At 35.9% G+C, this 23,233-nt stretch carries 16 protein-coding genes, 1 other RNA gene and 1 pseudogene; 12 read left to right on the top strand and 6 right to left on the bottom strand.

Annotated features, from left to right (window positions below):
* Positions 1-153 precede the first annotated feature (153 nt).
* Positions 154-3,828, top strand: coding sequence for a hypothetical protein (locus ABMA70_RS12860; protein WP_392993038.1), 3,675 nt, complete (start codon positions 154-156; stop codon positions 3,826-3,828).
* Positions 3,829-4,026: 198 nt separating this feature from the next.
* Positions 4,027-7,812, top strand: a complete 3,786-nt coding sequence (locus ABMA70_RS12865; RefSeq protein WP_392993037.1) for a hypothetical protein — start codon at positions 4,027-4,029, stop codon at positions 7,810-7,812.
* Positions 7,813-7,865: 53 nt separating this feature from the next.
* Here ABMA70_RS12865 and ABMA70_RS12870 read toward each other — a convergent pair whose 3' ends face one another.
* The gene (locus tag ABMA70_RS12870) at positions 7,866-9,041 is read right to left on the bottom strand and encodes a hypothetical protein (protein WP_392993035.1); all 1,176 of its coding nucleotides are present in this window, start codon (positions 9,039-9,041) and stop codon (positions 7,866-7,868) included.
* Positions 9,041-9,817 (bottom strand): hypothetical protein, encoded by a 777-nt coding sequence (locus tag ABMA70_RS12875; protein WP_392993033.1) that lies wholly within the window; start codon positions 9,815-9,817, stop codon positions 9,041-9,043. Before ABMA70_RS12875 ends, ABMA70_RS12870 begins: the two co-directional genes overlap by 1 nt.
* A 113-nt stretch (positions 9,818-9,930) precedes the next feature.
* On the opposite strand from ABMA70_RS12875, the gene ABMA70_RS12880 reads away from it, so the two are divergent.
* From ABMA70_RS12880 to ssrA, 3 genes are all read left to right on the top strand, one after another.
* A complete protein-coding gene (locus ABMA70_RS12880) occupies positions 9,931-10,746 on the top strand; it encodes a hypothetical protein (RefSeq protein ID WP_392993030.1) in 816 nt (271 codons plus the stop codon).
* A gap of 10 nt (positions 10,747-10,756) precedes the next feature.
* Positions 10,757-11,338 (top strand): pyroglutamyl-peptidase I, encoded by a 582-nt coding sequence (locus tag ABMA70_RS12885; RefSeq protein ID WP_392993028.1) that lies wholly within the window; start codon positions 10,757-10,759, stop codon positions 11,336-11,338.
* Positions 11,339-11,459: 121 nt separating this feature from the next.
* Positions 11,460-11,827, top strand: a transfer-messenger RNA (tmRNA) gene (gene ssrA / locus ABMA70_RS12890).
* Between the two features lie 495 nt (positions 11,828-12,322).
* On the opposite strand, the gene ABMA70_RS12895 is transcribed toward ssrA, so the two are convergent.
* Positions 12,323-13,471, bottom strand: coding sequence for a hypothetical protein (locus ABMA70_RS12895; RefSeq protein ID WP_392993026.1), 1,149 nt, complete (start codon positions 13,469-13,471; stop codon positions 12,323-12,325).
* Between the two features lie 54 nt (positions 13,472-13,525).
* Positions 13,526-13,783 (bottom strand): annotated as a pseudogene (locus ABMA70_RS12900) (tyrosine-type recombinase/integrase); the annotation flags it as partial.
* Between the two features lie 152 nt (positions 13,784-13,935).
* Between ABMA70_RS12900 and ABMA70_RS12905 the strand changes: the two are divergent.
* Positions 13,936-14,241, top strand: a complete 306-nt coding sequence (locus tag ABMA70_RS12905) for a hypothetical protein (protein WP_392993023.1) — start codon at positions 13,936-13,938, stop codon at positions 14,239-14,241.
* Here ABMA70_RS12905 and ABMA70_RS12910 read toward each other — a convergent pair.
* The gene (locus ABMA70_RS12910) at positions 14,206-15,870 is read right to left on the bottom strand and encodes a DNA/RNA helicase domain-containing protein (protein ID WP_392993020.1); all 1,665 of its coding nucleotides are present in this window, start codon (positions 15,868-15,870) and stop codon (positions 14,206-14,208) included. The two genes, ABMA70_RS12905 and ABMA70_RS12910, sit on opposite strands and share 36 nt — an antisense overlap.
* 61 nt (positions 15,871-15,931) lie before the next feature.
* Between ABMA70_RS12910 and ABMA70_RS12915 the strand changes: the two genes are divergently transcribed.
* Positions 15,932-16,291, top strand: a complete 360-nt coding sequence (locus ABMA70_RS12915; RefSeq protein WP_392993017.1) for a nucleotide pyrophosphohydrolase — start codon at positions 15,932-15,934, stop codon at positions 16,289-16,291.
* Positions 16,292-17,116: 825 nt separating this feature from the next.
* On the opposite strand, the gene ABMA70_RS12920 is transcribed toward ABMA70_RS12915, so the two are convergent.
* Positions 17,117-17,602: a PH domain-containing protein gene (locus ABMA70_RS12920; RefSeq protein WP_392993015.1), complete on the bottom strand. Its 486-nt coding sequence runs from the start codon at positions 17,600-17,602 to the stop codon at positions 17,117-17,119.
* Positions 17,603-18,105: 503 nt separating this feature from the next.
* Between ABMA70_RS12920 and ABMA70_RS12925 the strand changes: the two genes are divergently transcribed.
* The 5 genes from ABMA70_RS12925 to ABMA70_RS12945 all read left to right on the top strand — a co-directional run bounded on the left by ABMA70_RS12925 (position 18,106) and on the right by ABMA70_RS12945 (position 23,232).
* Entirely contained in the window at positions 18,106-18,690 is a 585-nt protein-coding gene (locus ABMA70_RS12925) for a YajG family lipoprotein (protein ID WP_392993012.1), read from the top strand.
* 3 nt (positions 18,691-18,693) lie between these two features.
* Positions 18,694-18,822: a hypothetical protein gene (locus tag ABMA70_RS12930; RefSeq protein ID WP_392993009.1), complete on the top strand. Its 129-nt coding sequence runs from the start codon at positions 18,694-18,696 to the stop codon at positions 18,820-18,822.
* A gap of 78 nt (positions 18,823-18,900) precedes the next feature.
* On the top strand, positions 18,901-21,765 hold the full coding sequence (locus ABMA70_RS12935; protein ID WP_392993007.1) for a DEAD/DEAH box helicase: 2,865 nt from the start codon (positions 18,901-18,903) through the stop codon (positions 21,763-21,765).
* Between the two features lie 91 nt (positions 21,766-21,856).
* Positions 21,857-22,330 (top strand): thermonuclease family protein, encoded by a 474-nt coding sequence (locus ABMA70_RS12940; RefSeq protein ID WP_392993006.1) that lies wholly within the window; start codon positions 21,857-21,859, stop codon positions 22,328-22,330.
* A gap of 257 nt (positions 22,331-22,587) precedes the next feature.
* The gene (locus tag ABMA70_RS12945) at positions 22,588-23,232 is read left to right on the top strand and encodes a hypothetical protein (protein WP_392993003.1); all 645 of its coding nucleotides are present in this window, start codon (positions 22,588-22,590) and stop codon (positions 23,230-23,232) included.
* Position 23,233 lies beyond the last annotated feature (1 nt).

Here is a 23,233-nt window from a genome sequence, read left to right on the forward strand (position 1 = left end):
AGGCATTTTTCAATCCTCAAATTTATAATTAAATCTCAAGTTGCTTTAATACTCCTCACAAAATTTAGATGCACTGAGACTGTTGGTAATACCAATGGGCGGTTTTTTGTGCATAAAGTTAGTCTTTTGAACTTTTAGAAGAAGGGGAGAAATATGAATACAATTGGAATTAGTAAAAAATTAGTTATTTTATCACTTATGGCCGTTGCTTCACATGCAACATTACCTGATGAAATTGATTATCAAAAGTATTCGAAGCTTTATGATACTTCGAAGGCCCAAAGCCATTCAGCGATGTTTAAAGTAGAAGAGCTTAAAGCTGAAATTATGAAAATCGCTGAGCTTCTTGAAGTTAATACTCACGATGTTGAATTAACTCAGAAAATCGTTGCTGATGCGACTGCTATGATTGATCAATTAAGCGGGGAAAGCGAAATTCTCGAAGTTAACTTAAATGAGCTAGTTAGAGAACAGGGGCAAGTAGAAGAGCTCTTAGTTTCTGTAAAAAAGGAACTGAGTGAAGGTCAAGTCATCATTAGTAATAATGAGGCCATGCTTACATCTCTTAAAAAGAGTGTTGAACTTGAGCAGTCAATTCTAAAAGAAACAATCGCACAACTTGATGCTAATAGTCGTTTAGCTAAAGAGAATGAAGATCAACTTATCTCTTTAAAGGCAAGAGTTACTCTTTTAAGTAAGCAAACTGATAATAAGTCTGTTGAAGTGAAGAGCTTAACGAATGAGTACAGTAGTGTACTTAGTAAAGTCTCTAAGAATAAGAAGCAGCTCGATACTCTTTTACCAAAAGTTAGACCATTAGAATTAGAAATGGAAAAGCTTGATAATTTTGTTGCCCGAAAAAGAGAAATCTTTCGTTCAGCAAAACTTAAGGCCGAAGAAATTAATATCGACTATAACGAGCAAACAAGTAATATTCGTCCTCTTTTAAGAAAGAGAGATACAATTCTTGCAAATCTTAGTGTTGAAAAGAAAGAATATTCTAAAACTCATGTTGCCCTCATTAAGTACCAAGAAATTATGGATACTGTTAAAGAAGAAGCAACTGCTCTTGAAGCTGAGATTGAAAGAATTGAAGCAGATCAAACGATTAAAAAACATGAATTAGAAAAGATCGAAATCGACTTACTACAGTTAGGTGATGATCAGACTTCTCAAAGAAAAGATTTACTAGCTAGAAAGTTACTCGTTGAAGGTGAAATTAAAGCATTAAATGATGATTTCCAAGCTGTTAAAAAGAAACTTTCAGTAGTTGAGTACAGGATTAAAGAAGGCGATTTAAAGCTAATGTTCCTTGAAAAACAATATATTAGTGCTGAGAAGAAACTAAGATATCAAGAGTCACTACTTGTCTCTGTTGATGAGAGGATTATTAGAACTGCTCCACGATTTAAACAAGTCGAAGCTGCTCTAGAAGAAGCTAAGTTAGAGTTAAAACGTTCTCAAGATGATCTTGGTGCATCGATCAATGATTATGAAGAAGTGAAGCATAAACTTACTGTTTTAAATGGTGAGATTAAAGTACTTAGTGAAGAAGGTGCTGATCTTAGAAAGAAAGAGCTTCTTGCAAAGGATAAGCTAAGAGTTGCTCAAGTGTCTCTTAAAGAACTTAAAGAAGAGCATGTAAATACTCAAAATAAACTCGTTGAAACTGAAGTGAACTCAGGAAAGATCTCAAGAAATCAGACGACTCTTGAATCAAATCGTGACTTACATCAGAAGAAAATTTCAAGTCTTAATGACAAGATTTTTGAAACTAAAAAAATGTCTGAAGATACTGCTAAGAGAACAGAAGAGTTAAATATCATTGTTTCTGAAAAGACTAAGAGAAAATCTGAGCTTACAGATGAAATCATAACAACACGTTCTCGTCTTAGAACAAATTCTTCTGCTATCGTTGAAAATCAAGCGGAACTTAAGGCCGGTCAGGATTTCTTGGCCAAGCTAGAAAAAGAAAGTACAGAACTTCTTATGCGTAAGACTAAGAGTGAAGAAACTCTAATTGTCTCTGAAGCAAGAGCAGAAGAATTAGAGCAAAAAACTCAAGATGCTCGAATTAAGTTTGAAACTCGTCAAAACCTATTCAATGAGTATGTAAGTGAGTCTAAGGTTCTTGGACAAGTTGATGCTATTACTGATGGTGCAAGTATTGGTTCTGAAACAGCATCTGCAGATGCAACAGCTGATGCTAATAAGTACGGTGGTCTAAATGGTCAAAGCGTAGGAGAGTTAGATAGCTACCTTGTTGGTCTTGAAGAAGGACTTGAGCAAGGGAAGACTGATGGCTATGAGCAAGGTGTTAATTCAAAAGAAGATTACGACCTAGGACATAATGAAGGTTATGCAATAGGGCTTCAAAATGCCAAAAATATTGCTATGGAAGAAGACTTTCACACTGCGTTTACGCAAGCAAAAGAGCTTAAGATGTCAGTTCTTCCAGACAGTCATGTTGTTCTTGTTAATAAAGTACAAGAAAAAGCTTTCTTTATGGGTGCTGTGGAAATGCCATATCTTGCAGGCCTTGATGAGAACACATCTGATGATACTCATTCAGATCATGTTCCATTTGATCTTGGAAATTCAAAAGATACTTATGAGGAAGAAGTTACTCGTATCCAAGCTGAAATAGAATCTCTTACAAGTAATATTGAAGAGATCAAAGGAAGTGCTGAATATGTATATACAGCGCCAGCTAAGATTGCAGAAGGTAAGGCAGAGCTTCGTTGTCAAAAAGTATATAAAGCGGTTGCTGAGCTAAGGGCCATTTGTGAATCTTCTTATCATGAGCTTTACGGGCAGGAGTTCCTAGCTTCACATCGAAAGGTATACTTTGAAGAGTACGATCAACTCTTTGTCGATGCCAGAGAAGAAGCGAGAACTAACGATCATGCTGATACTCGTAAGATTGGTTTTGATCGTGGACACCGTTATGGATTTGGGGATGCGATGGTTGAAGGTAAGAACGTGGCCTTCGAAAATGGAAAGAAAGATGGAGCACTTTTAGCTGAAGAGGAAAATCTTGGAGAGCTACGCGAACAAATGGCAATGGAAGGAAAAGAGAAAGGAAACGCTCTTTTTGAAGAACAAGCTGTTGTAAGAGTTGATAAGTCGAGAGGGGCCATTTTAACAAGTGGAGATCCTAGAGGACTTGCTCAAGATAGTAACTTTGGAGTTGGACTTGGACTTGTAAACTTCGGAAAGATGGCAAGTGAGAAAGGCGCTATCTCTGCAAAGGTTATTTCTACAACTGATAACGTTGAAGTTTTCGATAAGAAGGTAAACCTTATTGATCTTCCAGCAGAAACTAAAATGGATCTAAAAGATGTGATTTTTGCGAAAATTGCAAATAATGCTCAACCAGGTTCCGAAGTACTTATGGATATTGAACTTACTTATCCAGGTGATAGCTTAAAAGATAAGTATACTGAAGTGACAACTTTCAAATCTGTTGTTCTTCCTAATCCTGACATTAGATATGCGGTTTCATTCGATGAAACTGTCGAGTACGGGAAGTGTTGGCTAGGATGTAAGTATAAAACTCACGATGTTAAGTTCCAACTTAAGGGAGTACGTGACAATATCCCTGGTGAATTTAATGTTAGATTAGAGGTTCTAGAAGGTGGTAAGTATATAGATTTAAAAGAATCAGTACTTACTCTTGGGGTTCCTGGGCAAGGTAAAATTGAGTCAGGAAAACTTTCTTACAAATTTAAAGAGAAGGCTTCTGGAAAAGAGTTAAAATTTAAATTTGAAGTCCTCTATAAGGGGAGCGTACTGCATACCAAAGTTTTCAATGTTAAAGTAAAGTAATGTCAAAAGGGCCCACTTAGTAAATAGGTGGGCCTTTTTGGCCTTTAGATCCTGTAAATATTTCAAATCACAATGTCATATTCTGATAAAAACTTACAATTGCCTCGATAAATTAATTTCTTTTTGAACTGCCCTCAACATTCTCAAAAGGGAATTATAAAACAATTCTTATCAAAGTGATCAAAAGGAGAGGGAATCATGATGAGATCAATTGCTGAAGTAGCAAAGAAGAGAAATGTTGTTTTATTAGCTGTTATGGCCATGGCCGCCAATGCACATGCGGGACTTCCATCGGGGCTTCCAGACGAGATTGATTACCGTACCTATCTTTCCGCATACAACTCAGCTAAGTCTCAAAGTGATGCTGCTAGAATGTCTGCCACTCAAATCAGTGATCTTATCCTTGAAATCGTTGCTAGGCTTGAGGCCAATGGAAGTGAGATCTCAATCTCAAAAAGAGAGATCGAAGAGGCCATCCTTCTTGTTTCTGATTTAAGTACACAAAATATGAATCTTGAAACGACAATTTCAGAGCTAAGCTTTGAAAACCAAGGCCTAGAACAAGAACTTCAAAGACTTGCTGACTCTCTAAGCGATGTAAACGGAGAAATTAATCGCACTGAATCTGATCTTTCAGGCCCTCGCAATACGGCCCGCAACCTTAAGCGTGCTCTAGACTCTGTTCTCTCAAGTCTAAGAACTAATGGAGATCGACTCGATAAAGCACAAAAGAAATTAGACCGCACAAGAGATCAGATCAAATCACTAGAATCAAATATCTCTAAAGCAATAGATGAGCGCGACCGCTTAAATATCAAACTCCCAAAAATCCAAGAAGAAATAAAATCAAAGAAACAAGATCTTGCGCAAGCAACTTCTAAGGTTTCTACTTTTGAGTCACAAGTCGTAAATGCTCGCACAAAACTTCAAACGGCAAATTCTGAAGTTAGTGAAGCACAAGCGCAAGTAACTCAAATCGAAAATAAGATCAGTAAACAAGAACAAGCAGTTAAGCCACTAGTTCAAAAAAGAAGTAATTTACAGTCTCAATTAAGTACTGCTCAAACAGCATTATCTGCTAAAACAAGCGAACTTGAAAAAGCGAAGAGGGAACTTGAGAGTGCAAAGTCACAAATCGATGGACTTAAATCACAAAGAGGTCCTCTTGCTTCTCAAAAGACTAATCTTGATAATAAGAGATCGGTACTAGAAGCTGAAATGGTACAAGTTGAGGAGGCCCTTAAAACTCTAATGGCCGGTGATCGCAACGATCGTGGCAATGCTAATCAAATCAAAAATCTTAGAGAGCGTCGTAAAATTTTAAGAGATAAAATCCAAGAAACAAAAACACGCCTAACTCAAGTGACTACAGAGCTTGAGCAACTTGCTAAAAAGATTGCTAAGGCCGAAAGTACAATCAGTGGTGGTAGCAATCAGATTGCTATCCTTGAGTCTGAAGTAAATACGAAAAAGGGTGAGGTTAGAAGTCTTCGCCAAGATATTAAAGATGTTGAAGCTGAGATCGCACAAGCGGCACCTCAGCTTGAAAAGCTAAAGCAAAGACTAGTTGCAGCTCAAAATAGTTTAAATAGTGCAAAGACAGCTCAAGCATCGGCCAAGTCTGATCTTGATAAGGCACAAGCTAAGCTTGCCCTAGTTAAATCTGATATAAAGCGTCTTGAAGGTGATATCGCTTCACTTCAAGATCAAAAGCAAAAAGCATCACAAAGAGTTGCACTCATTGATTCAGATTTAAAGAAATTTAGAAATGAACTAAACCGTGAGAAGAATCAGTTTGATAGTCAGCGCCGTGAAGTTGGCTCACTTAGAAATACTCAAAATGCACTCGTGGCAGAACGTGATTCATATGAAAGAAGACTATCAGTAGTTGAGTCAGACATTAAATTACTTGTTGATCGTCTTGATTCACTTCATGTAACTCGCTTAGAGTTAGAAGAGCAGTCTCAAGCAAGAAGTGAAAGACTTGTTGCCAACCAAAATATCATCGCTGATTCATCACAACGAATCATGCAAAACTCAAGTGTTATCGCTTCGAAAAGATCACAGATGGCAAGTAACGAAGACCGTATCGCAGATCTTGAAGTTGAAAGAAGTCGTCTTCTTGAAGATAAGCTAGTTAAAGAGCAAGAGTTTGCAAGAGCAGACACTGTTGCAAGTGATCTTGAAAATATCACAAATAATAAGTACCAAGCTTACCAAGGCCGCAGCAACCTTTATGTTCAATATGAAAGAGATGCAAAAGCTCTTGGAGCATCTCAAGGTGAAGCCGCTGGAGCAACTGCAGGTGAGTACAAGGCAAGTGCTGATGTACAAGAAGATGCAAGTTTCTTTGGAGGTGCCAACGGGAAGAAGCTAGGTGAGTTACGTGGCTACCTTGCAGGCCTTGTGGATGGAAAAGAAGATGGTCTTACAAAGGGGTATGAGGCCGGTGTTAATTCTCAAGCAAGCTATGATGAAGGTTTTGCAAAAGGGTATGAAGCTGGTGTTGCAAAAGCTAAGAGCTTAGCAAAGTCACAAGAATTTCCAAAAGGATATGAGCAAGTTAAGAGCGAGACTTTCTCAAATAAACCAACAAATAGAGTGATGTTATCAAATAGTGTTAACGGAAGCCTTTTCTTAGAGAAAGCATTCTCAATGGCACAAGAATTTGTTTCCCCTGCTTTTGAAGGATTTGATTTTGTCGCTCCTGAATACACAGCGACTACTGAATCATTAAGTTCAAGATTTACTTCAAAAGTAGATCAAGAGATCGCAAAAACACAAAGAGAGATCGAGTCATATGAAAATGATAGTGCAAAAACAAAAGCGCTTCCTCAGTATGCCTACACTGCGCCAACTCGTATCGATATCGATGAAGACTTCAAAAATTGCTTTGATGTTTACAAAGGTGTTAATGAGTTCAAGAAAGCGTGTGGTGCTTCTTACGATGCCGCTTATAAAGCTGAATTTAGTGTTAGTCACAAAGATACTTACTTCGCAGGCTACGTGGACTTCTTTGAGAGTTCTCGTGATGAAGCTGCCGCTGGTAATTTTGAAGCAGAAACGCAAAAAGGTTTCGACAAAGCTTACAAGACTGCCTTTGCTGAAGCTCGCTTAGAAGGAGAAGGTGTTGCCTTCAAAAATGGTGTTGCAGATGGTGAGGAAGCTGGATTTGATGAAAATATCCAAGCAGCAAAAGAAGAAATGCTTGCTCTTGGTAAGGCCCAAGCAAAGAAGCTATTTGCTAGTAACGCTGTTGTTCGCCTTAACCAAGCAGCACAAACAAGTGTAAAAACTGAAGATGCAAAAGGTCTAACTCAAGATGGAAAATTCTCTGTAGGTCTTGGGCTTGTAAACTTCGGAAAACTTGCTTCAAATCGCGGTGCGATTAGTGCAAAGGTAGTTGCAGCAACTTCAAATGTTGAAATCGTAAACTCTCGTACAAACTTAAGAGTTCTACCAGCACAAGCACAAATTGAGCTAACAGATGTTATCCAAGCGAAAGTTGCAAATAACGCTCGTCCAGGTTCAGATATCGAAATGAAGATCGAGTTAACTTACCCAGGTGATGAGCTAAGTGGAAGCTACACTGAGATTGCAACATTCAATGCAAATGTTGTGGTTAACCCAGAGGTTCAAGTTGCCCTTGATTTCGAAGATAAGGTTAAGGATCGCAAGTGTGCGCTAGGTCTATTTAACTGTAAGTTTAGAAGCCACGATGTAAAAGTTAAGCTAACAGGTCTACGTGACTTTGTTCCTGGAAGCTACGATGTTGCAATCAGTGTACTAGAAGGGGATAAGTTTGTTGAACTTAAGAAAGGATCAACTAAGGTTGCAGCTCCTGGTCGCGGTGTAACAGCAACTGGTGCCCTAACTTACAAGTTTAAGAAAAAGACAAAAGACGACAAACTTAAGTTTAAAGTCGATGTTTCTTACAAAGGCGAATTACTACAAAGTAAAGTAATCGATGTAAAAGCAAAATAAGAATCAAAGAAATTTATAATTAAAATTAGACCCCTCGTCCAAGGGGTCTTTTTTTATTCATTTAGTGGACAATCTTTTTCACTCGCACAATGACTTCTTAACTCATGAAATTGAACAGCAGCATCAGCATTATCATTGTGAGCGATTGTCGCTCCTCCAAGCTCTCCCCAATTTGGAAAGTTGTAGTAAAGGCCGCCATTCTCATTTATTTTAATTCTATTGTGACACATGTGATTTAAAAAAGGTTCGTTGTCGTTGTCTCGTACGCAAAGTTCGATATTTCCATCGACGATTCGATAATCAGAAATTAGGGTTGTATGAGTAAAACCAGCGCTTTCTTTTCTTGTGAAGACAAGTTGTGGCTGTTGGTTATTGTCAATTTTCTTCTTTATATCCTCAAGTAGCTTTTGAGAATCTTCACGCTTCATTGGTGACGTTGACAAAGTTGTCTTTAGGCCTTGAAAAGTCATGGCCTTGTTGGCCCACTCTTTTGACATTTTCGTCGCAAGATATGATTGAAGATCTGGGTGATATGAGAGCTCAAAAAGGTTATTAAAACCAGGGATTTTTCGAACTTTATTATCGGCAATATCATCAATAATCTTCTTGTAGTATTCAAGGGATTCTTTGCGCTCTTTTGAATCTGGAGCAGCATCCAAGTTAGCGCGAGCTTCTTTCTTACTGCCATCAAAGAAGGCAAGGCGATTAAACTTTGATGTTAGAGAAGCATGTCCCCAGCAATACCCCTGAGTCCCTTCAATATCTGATAATGTGATGGAATCGTAATTTCTAAAGGCCATTGAATTATTTATTTTGCTATTTTCAATTATGGGATCGCGTCTTTTGAAAATATCAAAGTTATTTGGACATAGGGTTTCACATGAGCAAGTCTCACTTGTGCAGCTTCCCCAACTCTTACACGAACAAACCTGCTGGCGAACTTCTTTAAGGATATTTCCAAAGTCTTCAAAAGCTGTTTCACTTGTCGGGCGCTGACAGTTTACTTGTTCAGATGATAGAAGCTGTGCATGTTGCTGAATTGAAACTACTTTGGTTTCCTCAGCGGTTTTAATTTGATTGTATTGATAATTACTAATGGCCGACTTCGCTCCACGATAAGGAGTTGTGATAAGATTTTTTACCGCCGTAACAGCTCCTAGTCCTGCTTGGTTACACGAGCCGAGAGCTAGTAAAGAAATAAGAAAGAAAGTGGATACCAGTAACTTCATTACTTAATATCCTTAAGAGCAGAGGCTATATGCACCAGAGCAGGAGCTTCTGTCTTTGCTCTTTCAATTAACTCATCTAATCCCTTATGCTTTAGCTTTCCTGATTTTAAATAGCGACAGATCTCCATCGAGACTGCGTAGGAATTTGGAAACTCTTTAAGCATTTGCTCACAGTAGAAGCCATGCTTTTTACCCTTTAGACGTGAAAGAGTGTCGTATTCAAGCTTGGCATTTATATTTGCATGTTCTAGTCCTGAAGGATTTCTAAGAGCTAGGGCCTTTGAGTATTTCTTCTTGGCCATGAGTTCTTTGACATTCTTATCTTTAAAGAATTGGCCATAGAATCCGCTTTGAATTTGTTTTGAATTAGAAAAGACATTCTTCCAAAAACGCAGGATCTCGTCTTTATCGGAATCTTTAGAAGAAGCAATCGCTTTTTGATATGACTGAAAATAGCTCTTGGCCTTGGCCTGATCGAATTTATAAAGCGCAAAGAGGTAGGACGTTTCTAACTCTAATGGCTCAACTTTTTTAGGTTTAAGCTTTTGGGCCTTTTCATAGAAGCTTATGGCCTTGCCTAAGTGGCCGTAGGTTTCAAGCTCAAATGCTAAGACGATATAGGCATTAAACTTTTCTTCGCTCGTTAGGCCATCTTCAATACCGTGCTTTTTTATAATTTCTTGGGCACTACTTAATAGGGCAGCATCTAATGCAGAGGCCGTGGCATTAAGTAGCATTAAGAGGAGTAAAAGTATTGAAATTACATATTTCTTCACAGACTTCTTATCGGAATCTGTTCGAATATATTGATAGGGTAAGTACTTGATATGTCATTAGATGTCATAAGTTTTTATTAGGCGATGGGACCAGAATTTGGGAGGATATTCCTATGAAAAAAATAATCCTAATCGCAATTTTAAGTCTTAGCTCTTACGCAAATAACTGCTCAAATCTTGAGGCCATCGCAGACACTTACAAAAGTGATCTCAAGGCCGAGCTTCAAAAGACATTTTATCCCGAAGACGCCGAAGGCCAGTCCCAATTTCGCACAAGTGTTGGCCAGAAGCTTAACTACTTAAAGGCCCTAAAGCATCAAGTGGATGTCTGTTATCAAGACTATCAAATGAAGGATGAGGTTTATAATTGTGGCCTTTCAGCAGATCTTATAAAGTCACGCCACCCTGGAGGTTTAACCACAAGTTATACCGGAGCGATCTCTACAGATGGTGATTGCATGGCCTATCTCTATCTTGGGCATACCATGACTCGAAATCGAGAAGGCAAAGTCGTGCTAAAAAACCTTGGTGGGAAATTTGAAATCAACACGCTTTATAAGTGCAGTGGCGCTTATACAACTGAGGAAGATTCATTTCGTAAGATGATCTTATCAGGTGATAATTTCTTTGTGATGGATCAGTACATGATTTATCGCACCGATGTAAAGGTACTTGGCAAAAAGTATGTGACGCAAAACCTTCTTGAGATTAATTATAAAGATTCGGAGATTGTCTTTCATTACGGCGCAGCTGAACTTGCTATTTCGACAAAGGATGGAAGTGTCATTCGCACAAATTTCCTGACGATAGATGAGGTGAGTGAGGGAAGTTGTGAGACTTCGTATAGTGAAAAGAATAACTCGATCTATCCACGCACAAATATTGATGAAGAGGCGTGGGGATTTAAGTTAGAATACGTGGCATACTGAGATTTATGATATGAGAGCAAAGAAAGTTTTAATCACAGGCTTTGATGCCTTTGGTAGCAACTTAATTAATCCAAGCGGCGAAGTGGTTCAAGCAACCACGGCCAACTTCTCCCACCTTGAGGTTCACAAATTAATTCTACCCACAGTTTTTGAAAAGAGCTTGGCCATCTTAAAGAAGGAGGCCTTTTTTTTAAATCCCGACTATATCATCTGCTTTGGCCTTAACGAAAAGGCCCGCGAAATAAACCTCGAAGTTCTGGCCCACAACCTTAACGATGCAAGTATCGCAGACAATGAAGGGAATTGCCCGGTAAACGAAGTGATCTTTGAGGGAGCAGCCGCAACTTATGATTCCACTCTTCCTATAGGGGAGATTGAAGATGCCCTTCTTGCTGCGCAAATTCCCGTGGCCATCTCTCGCGACTGCGGACGCTTCGTGTGCAATCACGTCTTCTATGGCATTCGCCACATCATTGAAGAAAAAAAGATGCGCGCCAAGGCCGGCTTCGTTCATCTTCCAAGCTTTGAGACCATGGGGCTCGCCGATCAGGTTGAGGCGCTTGAAGTGATTTTGGCGGTGGTTAATCACTAAGTGAATCTAATCGCGGAAGCGTTGCGCAAACTATGAACCGTTTTCTTTCCACTTTTGAAATGCTGTGCTATACTGCCGCTTACGTATATTTGTTCCAAATATCCGCAAGTCAAAATCTAATGGGGGTGCCCTGGTTTCGACGGGATGGTTGACAGGTATCCGGGCGTGTCCAGGTTGGTCTCCACGGTCCTGGTAAAAAGGAGTCCACCGTTAATTGCAGACGATTATGCAATGCCAATGGCTGCCTAATTAATTAGGATTAGTCTTGTGAGGCGCTACTGCCAAGAAACAGAATGTAGCAATCCAGTTGAATCTGCTGGTTAACTAGGTTTCGAGCCTGCCGGGGCATCTCGTTAATCACTCACCGGGGTTCGCCGAGGTCACGTATCACGGACAGTCTTGTCTTCTGACGATAACCGAAGACTACGCACGTAGGCCGCTATCAAGACGCTATTTCGGACGTGGGTTCGATTCCCACCACCTCCACCACGATCTTCTAACTATTTAATATTATTCAGCTTTTCGTGGTGGTTGCCTTGTCGTGTGGCAACGGTGTGGCAGGCAAGATGTTTTATATTTTTTAAAATGCAATGAAAACTGAACGCGTGTTAGAATACTCTTACTTTACTGGCGGTTACTTGACATAAAAATGGCGCGTGCATGCGTAAAGAGGTATGCCAAATGTATGCTCATGTAACAGGCACTGGAATGTGCCCTTAGGTAAGGAGAATTTTTCTTATGGAAAAATTTCGAAGAGTTCTAGAAGTAGCTCTTAGCATTGTCAAGCTGGTTGGCGCCGTACTGGACATGCTAAGTGACCTACTCTAGGTTAAAATGAGAAATTGGGGGTTCGCCCCCTCTTTCTCTCTCCATCTTAACACAGGTTTCATCGGTTTGTTATTAGTATTTTATTAACTGATTCGTTTTAAGTAATAATTTCAGTCACTTCGCTTGGATTGGTGTTTCAGATCTGAAAAAAACAGTCTATTTATCGTCTGTGTCACTTGAGTTATCAATAAGCTCTAGCATTTTCATAGTTTCTTCACTTAAACTTTCTAGTTTCTTTGAGTACTCTAGGTAGCTAACTTCCGCGTTAGTATTTGTTAAAATGTTCATATATTCGAGTTTTAGTACTTCTACAAAACCGCCTTCTTTGTAATGGGTAATAATTTTTTTTGTAATTTTATCAATTATCATTTCTTTGTTTGGCTCTTCAAAGTGTGATTTGTTATTAATAACTATTTCTCTTTTTTTGTACTTGAGATCGCAGTCAAGGTTTGTTAGGCACCTTTTTATTTTTTCATTTGTTTCTTCTTGTTTTAATTTTATTAATTCTTCTATTTCATCTTTATATAGATTTCTAACTTCATTAAGTAGTGTTTCTTTTTCTTGCTCTTTGTATTGATTCATTTTTTTTAAATGTCTTAATTTCTCTTCTTCAATTTTAAGTTTAACTTTATGAATTTCATTTTTATTTGAAATTTCCATAATTTCGTTAAAGTGTTTTGATACTGTCGAAATTATAGGGGAGACTATATTAACAATTAGAAAGGTTGCACAGATAACAACCTTCATCGAACCATCTTCGACATGTGTAATTTCGAAATCTATATTTTCATTAGAAATATTTTTTACAAGTTCTAAAATTTCAGAAATATTCTTTAATTTATTATATGATTTATTTAAATAAACTGATTTATTTACATCTATTGTAAAAATGAGGTTATTTTCAAATTTTGACGTTTCATTAAAGTCAAAATTTGTAGAATGGTATTGGAAATAGGAAGTAACATAGTCTAAATATTCTTCTATTTCGTCATAGAATTTATTAAGGGAGCTATTCTCTTTTACTCTAATATGTGAGTCTATCGTATCAGTAAAGGATTTTGCATTTAATATTAGCTCATGTTTTCCAAAAGATTTTATTAATTTACTTATATAGCTACTTGAATTCAGTAGTTCTAAAAAAACTTTCAATTCAATCGCTTCATTAAAATAAGATGTTATTTGGTTATCAGTTCCCTGTGAAAGGTGATACGATTTCTCTTTAAGATAAGTAAGTCTTTTATATAATTTATTATTTACAATTTCATTATATAATTCATTTAATTCAAAAATTTCTTTTAGATTCAAAATTTCCCCCAATATATTTGAAATTTATATCGGAATATAAATGGGGGAACTTTATTAAAACGAAACAACGTTAGCGGCTTCAATCATAAAGTCTTTGTCTAAGTGAGCATAGATCATGGTCGTCTTGATATCGGAGTGCCCTAATAATTTCTGTAACGTATAGAGGTTTCCTCCATTCATCATAAAGTGACTCACAAATGTATGCCTTAGATCGTGAAAGCGAATTATTTTTGAAAGGCCCGCAACTCGTTGTGCTTTTTTGAAGTGTCTTTGGTTAATATGGCTGTAGGGGAGAGGTTCATCACTAGGCTTAGAATTAAATACTTGAGCCTTATATCTAAATTATTATAACGATCGAAGTAATTAATTTAAGTGACAACATTTTACCCCAAGTATTTTCAGTAGTTTTTATATCTCACAGTATCGAATAGTTTGCATATAGTTTCTGTATTTGTGAGGTGTGTATGCGAAAGAATATAAGGCAGAAAATTCTAAATATAGTAAAATTACTTCCTTTAAATGAACCAATAGGATTTGATAGTATTGTCTATATTCATATATCTAGATCGATTAATCCTGGTGATTGGTATATTACTCATAAAAATGATGAAGGTGAATTATGTGGTTATTTTAAGGGGGGGAGTAGCACATGGTTCTCTATGAGCATAGATGACTTTGAAGATATCAATCTGCCTTTTGGAGAAGAGCTTCTAATTTATAAAAGTAGTGAAGGATTAACTCTTGATATATTGATTAAATCTTTCTCGTAAAGCACGATCTTTAATGTAAACAGATGTACTCTCAATACCTCTTGTTAAAAGAACGTAATAAGCATTTTTTATATATTGTGTTAGCTCTTTATCATCAGGGTCAGTTCCTTTAACGGGTATTCCCTTCTCGTCATAATAGTGTTCTTTTCGAATTTTTACTTTATTGTCTTTCTTGTCGAAATAGATATCATCTCCAATTATTACACCACAGTGAGTGATATCGAATCCTTGAACAGTATGAACACATCCGATCTCATTATCTGCATTCTTTGAGTTTACCCAGTCTTTATCTGTTGAGTTCCAGGCTACATTCAAACCTTCATCTTTAAAATCTTTAATATGCTTTTTGTTCTTTGGTTTTGACATCCATGGTATATAAAATCCTGCTACAATTCTTGCTACTCCATGACCTTTCTGTTTTTTCTTAATTTCTTTATATAAGTCATTTATCGTATTGAAACTTTTGAAATATTCACTTATACCTTCCATTTTTAATGGTTTTTGCTCATCCATTTGCAATAATCCTTTTATCCAATCTGTATATATAGATCCTGCTTTTACTCTGAATTGCTCTTTCAATTCTAGTGAAAGGCAGGGCGATTTTAATTCTGAAACTCTTATATCCGCAGGTCTAATCATTTGAAGTTTGTCATGGAAAATAATTGTTTTTTTTGACTTCTCCCTTGCGAAATCAAGTTGAGTCTTCCCTTTGTTTTCAAGAATTTTGAGAAAATTTGCTTGTTTAGAATAGTACTGACATAGTCTATGAGCTTCATCTACTAAAAGTAGATCATAGTGTTTATCATTCAATTTATAAAGATCACTAGGCTTAAGTAAGTCTATTTCTATTTTATTCTTACTAGAGTTTAATTTTGAATAATGTCTAATTACTTTTCTATATGTTGGAATAAGGTTTTTTTTTGATAAACAAATACCAATTTTTAAGTTTCGAGGAATTTGGTAAACGAGGTATAGTTCAAATATTATCTTTGATATTAAAAGAGATTTTCCTGTTCCTGGATTTCCCGATACAATTATAAAGTTTTCATTCTTAGTTAATGTTCTTTGTATAATGTCTCCATCATGATGAACTACTATCTTTGACGTTTCCTCTGTTATAAAATCAATGATCTTATCTAAAACATCTAATTGAGAACCTGAAAAGCCTTTGAATGGAGAAAATTTAAAGAGATCGCTATTTTCAATTAGTCGTATGTCAGACTTTACAATTTTAAGATCCTTAAGTTCTTTCCATAATTCAACAAATAAATCGCTATTTATTTGATCTCTCATATAGTAGTTATGAGGAGCTTGATTCGTTTTTCGATTGACGATTTTGTACTTCCCATCAGAGAACATATAATTCATCAATCTAGTTTCAATGTCGTACACTGCACTTTTATTAAAGTAATCGGAGATAATAACCCTTGTAGATGTTAGATTATACTGTTTTTTATGTTTATCATTGCGATGTGAGACGATGCGTTGGGCAAAGTTAGAACTTTCTCCTACATATAACTCATTATTATTGTGAAGGAGGTAGGTAACACAGTGGTTATCATATTCCTTAATGTTTTTACTTAGTTTTGGAAACTTGTCCGTTACAATTTTAAAGCTTAACTTTTCCATTAGTAAAATTATACTATTTATTTTATATTTAGCTAGTAAGATAAATATTTCTAGAGATAGTATGGACAATATAAATGTAAAAAAAATCAATGATTTAGTATCAAAATTCAATGAAGAAAGAGATTGGGATCAATTTCATTCAATCAAGAACTTATCAATGGCCCTGTCTGTAGAAGCCTCTGAGCTTGTAGAAATTTTCCAATGGTTAAAAGAATCTGAATCAAATGAAGTTATAAATGATCCAGAATTAAAATCTAGGGTCGAAGAAGAAATTTCTGATATCTTTATTTACTTAATGAGAATAGCATTTAAGTCAGGTATTGATATAGAAAGCTCTGTTATGAAGAAAATAAAATTAAACTCCGAGAAGTATCCAATTGAAAAGGCAAAGGGTTCTGCAAAAAAATATTCTGAGTTATAAAAAGGGCCTTAGTTTATATTCAAGTTAAAACATTAGATGTATAACCTAGCTATAGTAGCGATTTCTTCTTAATTTTATTATTGAGCAAACTGAGCCATCTAATGATGTAAAGTTCTAAATTCGAAAACTTTGGAGAAGCGTTCAATCTTAGTAATAAATATTTGATATATGTTATGAGTACAAAAAAATATAGAGTATACGGACTATCCGTTATTTTATAAAATTTATCTAGAGAATAAATTATTCTTCCGAATAGAAATCCGTAAATGAAATAGAATGCAATGGTTCTAAATGTAATGCTAATCAGCTCTTCAGTTGGAAATACTCTGTCTGTTAGATTTAATCTAGTCAGTATTTTTGTCCAGAGTAGATCTTGAACAATCCAAATTACGCTAACACCAATTAGCGCAGCACACCCTTTCATTATGGTTAGTGCTTCATTAACAGGGTCTGTTTTGTTTATTAAGTAGGCAGATAATATTAAAACTACAGCTATTAGGGATAGAAATAACACCAGAATTAGAATAAAAATTGCAATTGTTATGAGTATAGGAAATATGATATCAAAATATTTGATAAAAAAATATGCGATGATAATTCCAAAAAATACTTGTAATGCAATCAATGTAATCAATCTCCCAATATACTTTAATTTGGACTTATTTAAGATCATTTTAAAAAAAGTGAATTAACGTTTTCTTCACTCTTTCTTCATCTTCAAAAATATCACAATCATAAAACTTATTACTTGGAGGTAAATAGAGGTTGCAGGTTTTCTTCCATTTTTTTTTGATCAAGGAATAGTCACCTGAACCATTATTAGTGTTATGCTACTTGGTAATTTTCACCTTGAGTAATATTGAAAACTTCAGACTTAAATTGATCAGGGTTGTCGATATCCTTGATTATTACAGGAACACTATTTCCAGAGAAAATATGGATATCACCAGAACCAAAAATTCTTTGTAGAATTCCTTGTTTCATTATTACGTCATTGATCTTGTTGTAAGGAATATCAAGTTTACTTTTTGAAACGATGCCCTCTTCAATATATAGTCTTTTGTTTGTTACAGCATAGGTTTTGCATTTATTTTTTAAAAATCTTATATTAACCGGTCCAAAAAATAATGCTGAATAGAAAATATAATGCATAGCTGATAATTGTTGGCCACCTTCCTTTATTGATGCAATTAGTGCACCAAGTATACTCAAGGCTCCAATAGATGCCCATACCGCTGGGAATAAATAGCTAGACCAGTGGAGATGTACTTGATAAATTTCTCTTTCATCTTGTGATAAATGTAATGCCATTTTACGTCCTTTGAAAATTGTTGTGCGAACAAGTTCGGTAATAATCTTTATTCACTTAAGTGCTTTCTTAATCTCAGTTTTTAGATTTTCTTTTTTTCTTAAGAATCTATTTTGATTTAGGGTTTAAATTCTTGATTTATTTTTGTTAACAATCTAAAAATTGGAACAGAAATATTAAAAAAAATACGAGATAAGTTTTTCGTTAGCTTTTTATTTTGTTTGATGGTCGAAGGATTGAAGTAGAATTGTGATTTCATTCAAGTAGTACATATTTAAAAGTAAACAAAGCTTGGGCATTAGGGTAAGTTGTTATGTTTGTCTCTAAGTCTAATACTCCTGGCCATTATAAGTTTTCTAATTACATATCTTATTAAGAATTCATAAATATATTTCAATAAGTTACATACGATAACTTGTTTTATTCATAAGTTGTTGAATTTATTCATTTTTTATCTTAGTTAACCGATTAAATAAAATATAGAAATTATTTTATAGGAGAGGTTATGTCCAGAGGTATAGCAATATTAAGTTTACTATTTTTATGTTCTTGTGCCTTTACTGATGTGAACATTCGTAACGAGTATTCTTCTCGCACAGTAAAGAAAACGAAGAATAATGTTCGAGTTTATGTCCACGTCGATAACAAAGAAAGTCGAACTGTAGGTGTGAAGAAAAATGGTTATGGAGTCGACACTGCACAAGTTTATTTACCAAGAGCGCAATCTCGTTGGTTAAAAAGCGCCATTGAAAATGAATTAGGTGCTCAAGGATTCGCTATCGTTGCAAATCGTAAGCGTAGTGAAGTTGTTCTTGATGTGAAAATCAATCAGTTATTTGTTGAGCCAGATGTGGGTTTCTGGGCCGCAAGCCTTGTTGGGATTGCTGATTTAAATGTAAGAGTAAAAGTTAAAACAGGTCATGAATACGAGAGAAACTTTGTCGAAGTTGAAGAAACGACAGAGATGATTTGGAGTGACTCTGATATTGCTGAAAGATTTAATGGAGCAGTTTCAATGTGCCTTAGCGATATCTCAGTAAGACTAAATGAACTTGTAAAATCTAAAATTATAAAAATTGTAAAGAGGTAATATATGAGAAACGTACTATCAATTCTAATGCTTTTGTCTTTAGTAAGTTGCGCTTATGGATTAAAGCATATCGATAAATCGAAGAAGACAGATGCTCAGTGGAAGAAGGTGAGTAAGAATAAAAGAGGATAGGTTCTAGGTTCTTTTCATCACACATAGTCAATGGAAAAGAACCTTGAAGCATTATTTATTTAAAGAAGGGGAAGTATTTTGAGTTTTTTTAAAGAACATAAAGATGAAATTAGTTTTTTTCATGAGAACCTTCGTGAAGCTCAAATTGGTGGAGTTGGTGCAATTGTTTCTCATTTTTCAATTGATAGTAGTACTCCTGGAATAATTGTTGTTCCCACTGGCGTAGGGAAAACTGCCGTTATCTCTCTCGCACCTTTTTTACTTGAAGTATCTAGTGTTCTTGTAATAACTTCCTCAGCTCTTGTTCGATCTCAAGTTGCTGATGAAATACGAAATTTAAGAACAATCTCAAGTATTGGTTGTTACTCTGGAAAGAATCTTCCTAAAGTATTTGAATGTTATAAGTCCTTAGACGAAGAAGCTCTTACCTGCCTTAACGAAAGTGATGTTGTAGTTGGTATACCTGCTAAATTAATTGATGTTTTTGAAAATGAAGTTGATTTAAGCGAGGACTTTTTTGATTTGGTCTTGGTCGATGAGTCACATCATCTACCTGCTAGTACTTGGACAAAGTTGGTTGAAATGTTCCCTTCTGCTATGAAATTATATTTTACGGCAACTCCTTATCGAAGGGATGGGAAACCAATTGATGGTAAAATCATTTATAACTACCCTCTAAGAAGAGCTTATGAACAGGGAGTTTTTGGAAGAGTTGAATTTTGTCCTGTTGAGGTTCCTGAAAACGAAAAAGATAAAGAGATTGCTAAAAAAGCAGAAGAAATTTTGAATGAAGATAGAGATAATTTACTGAGTCATGCTTTATTAGTTAGAACGGACTCTAAGAAACATGCAAAAGAGCTCCTGAAGATTTATGAAGAAAACACAAACCTTAATTTAAAAGTTATTGATAGTTCTAAGACGGACCGAGTTTTAAAGACTTCTATTCGCAATTTAAGAGAAGGTACGCTTGATGGTTTAATATGTGTTGATATGCTTGGTGAGGGATTCGATTTTCCAAATCTTAAAATTGCAGCAATACATAAACCACATAAGTCTGAAGCTGTAACTTTACAGTTTATTGGTAGATTTGCTCGTACAAATGCAGATGATATTGGATCTGCCAAATTTATTGCAGCTCCTAATGATATGAGAGATCGAATAAATGCTTTGTATAAAGAGGGAGCGGTGTGGAATGAAATCATTATAGACATTCACAGTAATCTTGTTGACTCGCAATTGCTAGAGAAAGAGACTGTATCGTCTTTTAAATTAGAGGAGGGAGAAGAGTTAGAAGACTTATCCCTATTTTCAATAGCACCTTATTGTCATGTGAAAATATTTAATGTGGACTCCTTTAGATCCTCAATCGATATAAACAGAGAGATTGAAATTCCTGGTCAACAGCTTGTTCAAAGATTGTTTAGTGAGCACTTAAACTGCAGCATTCAGGTAATGGTACAAAAAGATACGCCCAAATGGGTTAAAAACGATCAGTTAGAAAATATAAAATATCATCTATATATTATTTATTATTACGAAGATAGGAATCTTCTCTTTATAAACTCAACGGATAAATCAGATCAGCTCTATGAGATTTTGTTTCGGAATACAACCGGTGAGGAAGAGAGGAATCCCTGGGAGTTTCATATCTCAAGAATTATGATGAATAAAGTGCTTTTGGATTTGAATGACGTATCCTTCTTTAATATTGGGATGCAGAAAAGAGTTCCAAATTCTGGAGAGAGTTATAGAACACTAACAGGTCCTAATGCCCAAAGTGTAATTCAAAAAACTGATGGGGTTCTATTTTCTGGGGGGCACATGTTTTGCAAAGGCGTTGAAACCAGTTCAGCAGTTACAATCGGCTATAGTAGTGCTTCAAAGCTATGGAGTAATTCATATAAGACCTTAGGTGATTTTATTTCATGGTGTAAATTGAATGGAGAAAAACTTTTTAGTGCTAGGAATGTAAAAACTAACTCTGGATTTGATCATTTACCGTTTCCTCGTAAAGTTGAAGTACTTCCAAAAAATATTTTTACAGCATACTGGGACTATGAAACTTATAGAGATGCTCCAACAATCAATATAACAGGAACTGATTATAATATTCATGATTTTGATATAAAAATTAGGGATATAACTGGAGATTTAATAAAACTTAGCTTGATACATGATGAAGCAGCAGAAGTTAAGCTAAAATATTCAATTTCTAGTAGGTTTGAAATTGAATCAGGTGTTAACCCTAGGGTGGGGGATGAGATAACATTAACATCTTATTTAAATGAGAAACCAATCCTATTCCAGACTATTGACTTTGGTGTTCTGTCTGGGGATGAATTTACATCTGGATATGTGGATGAAGGTGCTAAGTTTAGTAAAGAAAGTCTTGAAGTATATGATTGGGTTGGAAAAGGTATTAACATTGAAAGTGAATTTGGTAATCAGGACTCAATTCATGAGAAAATGCTTGAGGATATAATTGCTACGGGTAATGAAGATATAATTATTTATGATCATGGACCTGGTGAAATCGCAGATATTGTGACTTTCAAAGAGATGTCTCAGGAAGTAATTGTGTCTTTTTATCATGTTAAGGCATCATCTGAAGCGAATCCGGGAAACAGAGTTAATGAGCTTTATGAGGTTTGTGGTCAAGTCGTTAAGAGTGTAATCTTTGCTAACCATAGAGATTCCTTTAAGAGAAAGTTGAGGCAGCGTGTCCTAGGAAAAGAAGACAGAAAATTTAAAAAGTCTGATTACCATCAATTAGATGAATTGTTTGATAAAAGAGTTCCATTGAAATTACAAATGTATATTGTTCAACCGGGTTTAACTAAAGATAGAGCTGAGGATAAAATGCTATCTATGTTAGAATCTTGTGATCATTTTATTTCTCAAATGGGAAATTTTTCTAGACTGAAAGTACTTTGTTCAAGATAGATTAAGAAGTAATATTTGATTATTATTTCACTCGAGACTACATGTGATTTTAGTGGGGTGTTGTAGGGCTACCACCTCCACCATTCTATGTATGAAATACATAACCCTCACACTCCTCATCTCAATCTTCCAATTAACAACATACGCAACATCAGACTGCACCCACGATGCCAAGAACTTTCGCTGCGTAAAATATGTGAAGAACTACGACGCGGACACGGTGACATTTGATATTCCAAATGTGCATCCGCTGATTGGAAGTCGAATCAATGTGCGAGTGAGTGGGGTGGATACGCCGGAGATTCGAACGAAGAATGCGTGCGAGAAGAGTAAGGGGCGAGATGCGAAGAAGATTGTGACGAATCTTTTAAAGCACGCCAAGCGCATTGATCTAGAGAATGTGCAAAGAGGTAAGTACTTTCGCGTGGTGGCCGATGTGAAAATCGATGGCCAGTCGCTGTCATACTATCTTCTTAAAAATGGCCTTGCCTATGCTTATGATGGCGGCACGAAGAAGAAGGTGGATTGGTGTAAGACGAATCGCGAGATTGCGTCGGAGAATTAGGATACTGGCGCGCATCCAGGAACCTTTGGTTTTCTAGAAGATTTTGTTAATTTATTATTATTTACATTTTTCTTGAATTGAGTTTCAAAATATTATACGTTTATCGACGGAATCGATTTGCCACAGGTGTGAGCGCCCGAAAAGACGATGAATATCTTATACTAAGAACATAGTGAAACTTTATAAAATCGCTGGCTTAGTTGTAATGAACGCTCACAACAACTAAATATAAGTCCAGCAAATTTATGGAGGTTGCTATGTTGCAGCAAGAAATTTCAAAAAAATGTGCAGATTCTCTGCGTAAGTTCACCCAAGAAAATTATAAGATCAAACTTAAAGCATCTCATGCTCATGAGTTAGTCGCTACTTATTTTGGCTATCGGTCTAAGAATGCATTACTTGCAGATCAGCTTTATTCAATTAGTCGAATAGCTGAAGCAGTAGTCTTTATTATGATTCAGGATAGCGTAATAGATAAAAGGCGAAAGGATTTTATTGATCTCTCGGAAGATCTACCTGATAGCTACTCTCTTGGAGAGGCTGTGTATGCCCCCCTTTTTTCTGACGAGTCTTTGTATAAAAGTGAGTACCCACCATTTAGGAGCTATTTATCGTTTGCAAAGTATTATATCGACAATAGTCAAAGATGGCGTGAAAACTTTCAGCAGTTTGGATCATTTAGCTTCGACCATATTTTTGATGTTGTGGAGGAGAAAGACTTTGTTCTGTTGGCTATAACTCATACTTCAAAGGCATCTGAAAATGAATATATTGGTATAGGAAAGACAACTTTGAAACTACCTCGTGCGATGGGAAAAGTTGGGTTCCTTGAGCCAGAAGTAAACTTCGAAAGTTGGTCTGGTCAAGCACGAAAGCATTTTAAACTAAGTAATAGAGGTTAGA

Origin of the sequence: Halobacteriovorax sp. XZX-3 (genome assembly GCF_043196495.1) — a bacterium.
Lineage (GTDB): Bacteria > Bdellovibrionota > Bacteriovoracia > Bacteriovoracales > Bacteriovoracaceae > Halobacteriovorax_A.

Coding starts and splice junctions, on each gene's coding strand:
- ABMA70_RS12860 (WP_392993038.1), top strand. CDS start 154: ATGAATACAATTGGAATTAGTAAAAAATTAGTTATTTTATCACTTATG.
- ABMA70_RS12865 (WP_392993037.1), top strand. CDS start 4,027: ATGATGAGATCAATTGCTGAAGTAGCAAAGAAGAGAAATGTTGTTTTA.
- ABMA70_RS12870 (WP_392993035.1), bottom strand. CDS start 9,041: ATGAAGTTACTGGTATCCACTTTCTTTCTTATTTCTTTACTAGCTCTC.
- ABMA70_RS12880 (WP_392993030.1), top strand. CDS start 9,931: ATGAAAAAAATAATCCTAATCGCAATTTTAAGTCTTAGCTCTTACGCA.
- ABMA70_RS12885 (WP_392993028.1), top strand. CDS start 10,757: ATGAGAGCAAAGAAAGTTTTAATCACAGGCTTTGATGCCTTTGGTAGC.
- ABMA70_RS12905 (WP_392993023.1), top strand. CDS start 13,936: ATGCGAAAGAATATAAGGCAGAAAATTCTAAATATAGTAAAATTACTT.
- ABMA70_RS12910 (WP_392993020.1), bottom strand. CDS start 15,870: ATGGAAAAGTTAAGCTTTAAAATTGTAACGGACAAGTTTCCAAAACTA.
- ABMA70_RS12915 (WP_392993017.1), top strand. CDS start 15,932: ATGGACAATATAAATGTAAAAAAAATCAATGATTTAGTATCAAAATTC.
- ABMA70_RS12920 (WP_392993015.1), bottom strand. CDS start 17,602: ATGGCATTACATTTATCACAAGATGAAAGAGAAATTTATCAAGTACAT.
- ABMA70_RS12925 (WP_392993012.1), top strand. CDS start 18,106: ATGTCCAGAGGTATAGCAATATTAAGTTTACTATTTTTATGTTCTTGT.
- ABMA70_RS12930 (WP_392993009.1), top strand. CDS start 18,694: ATGAGAAACGTACTATCAATTCTAATGCTTTTGTCTTTAGTAAGTTGC.
- ABMA70_RS12940 (WP_392993006.1), top strand. CDS start 21,857: ATGAAATACATAACCCTCACACTCCTCATCTCAATCTTCCAATTAACA.
- ABMA70_RS12945 (WP_392993003.1), top strand. CDS start 22,588: ATGTTGCAGCAAGAAATTTCAAAAAAATGTGCAGATTCTCTGCGTAAG.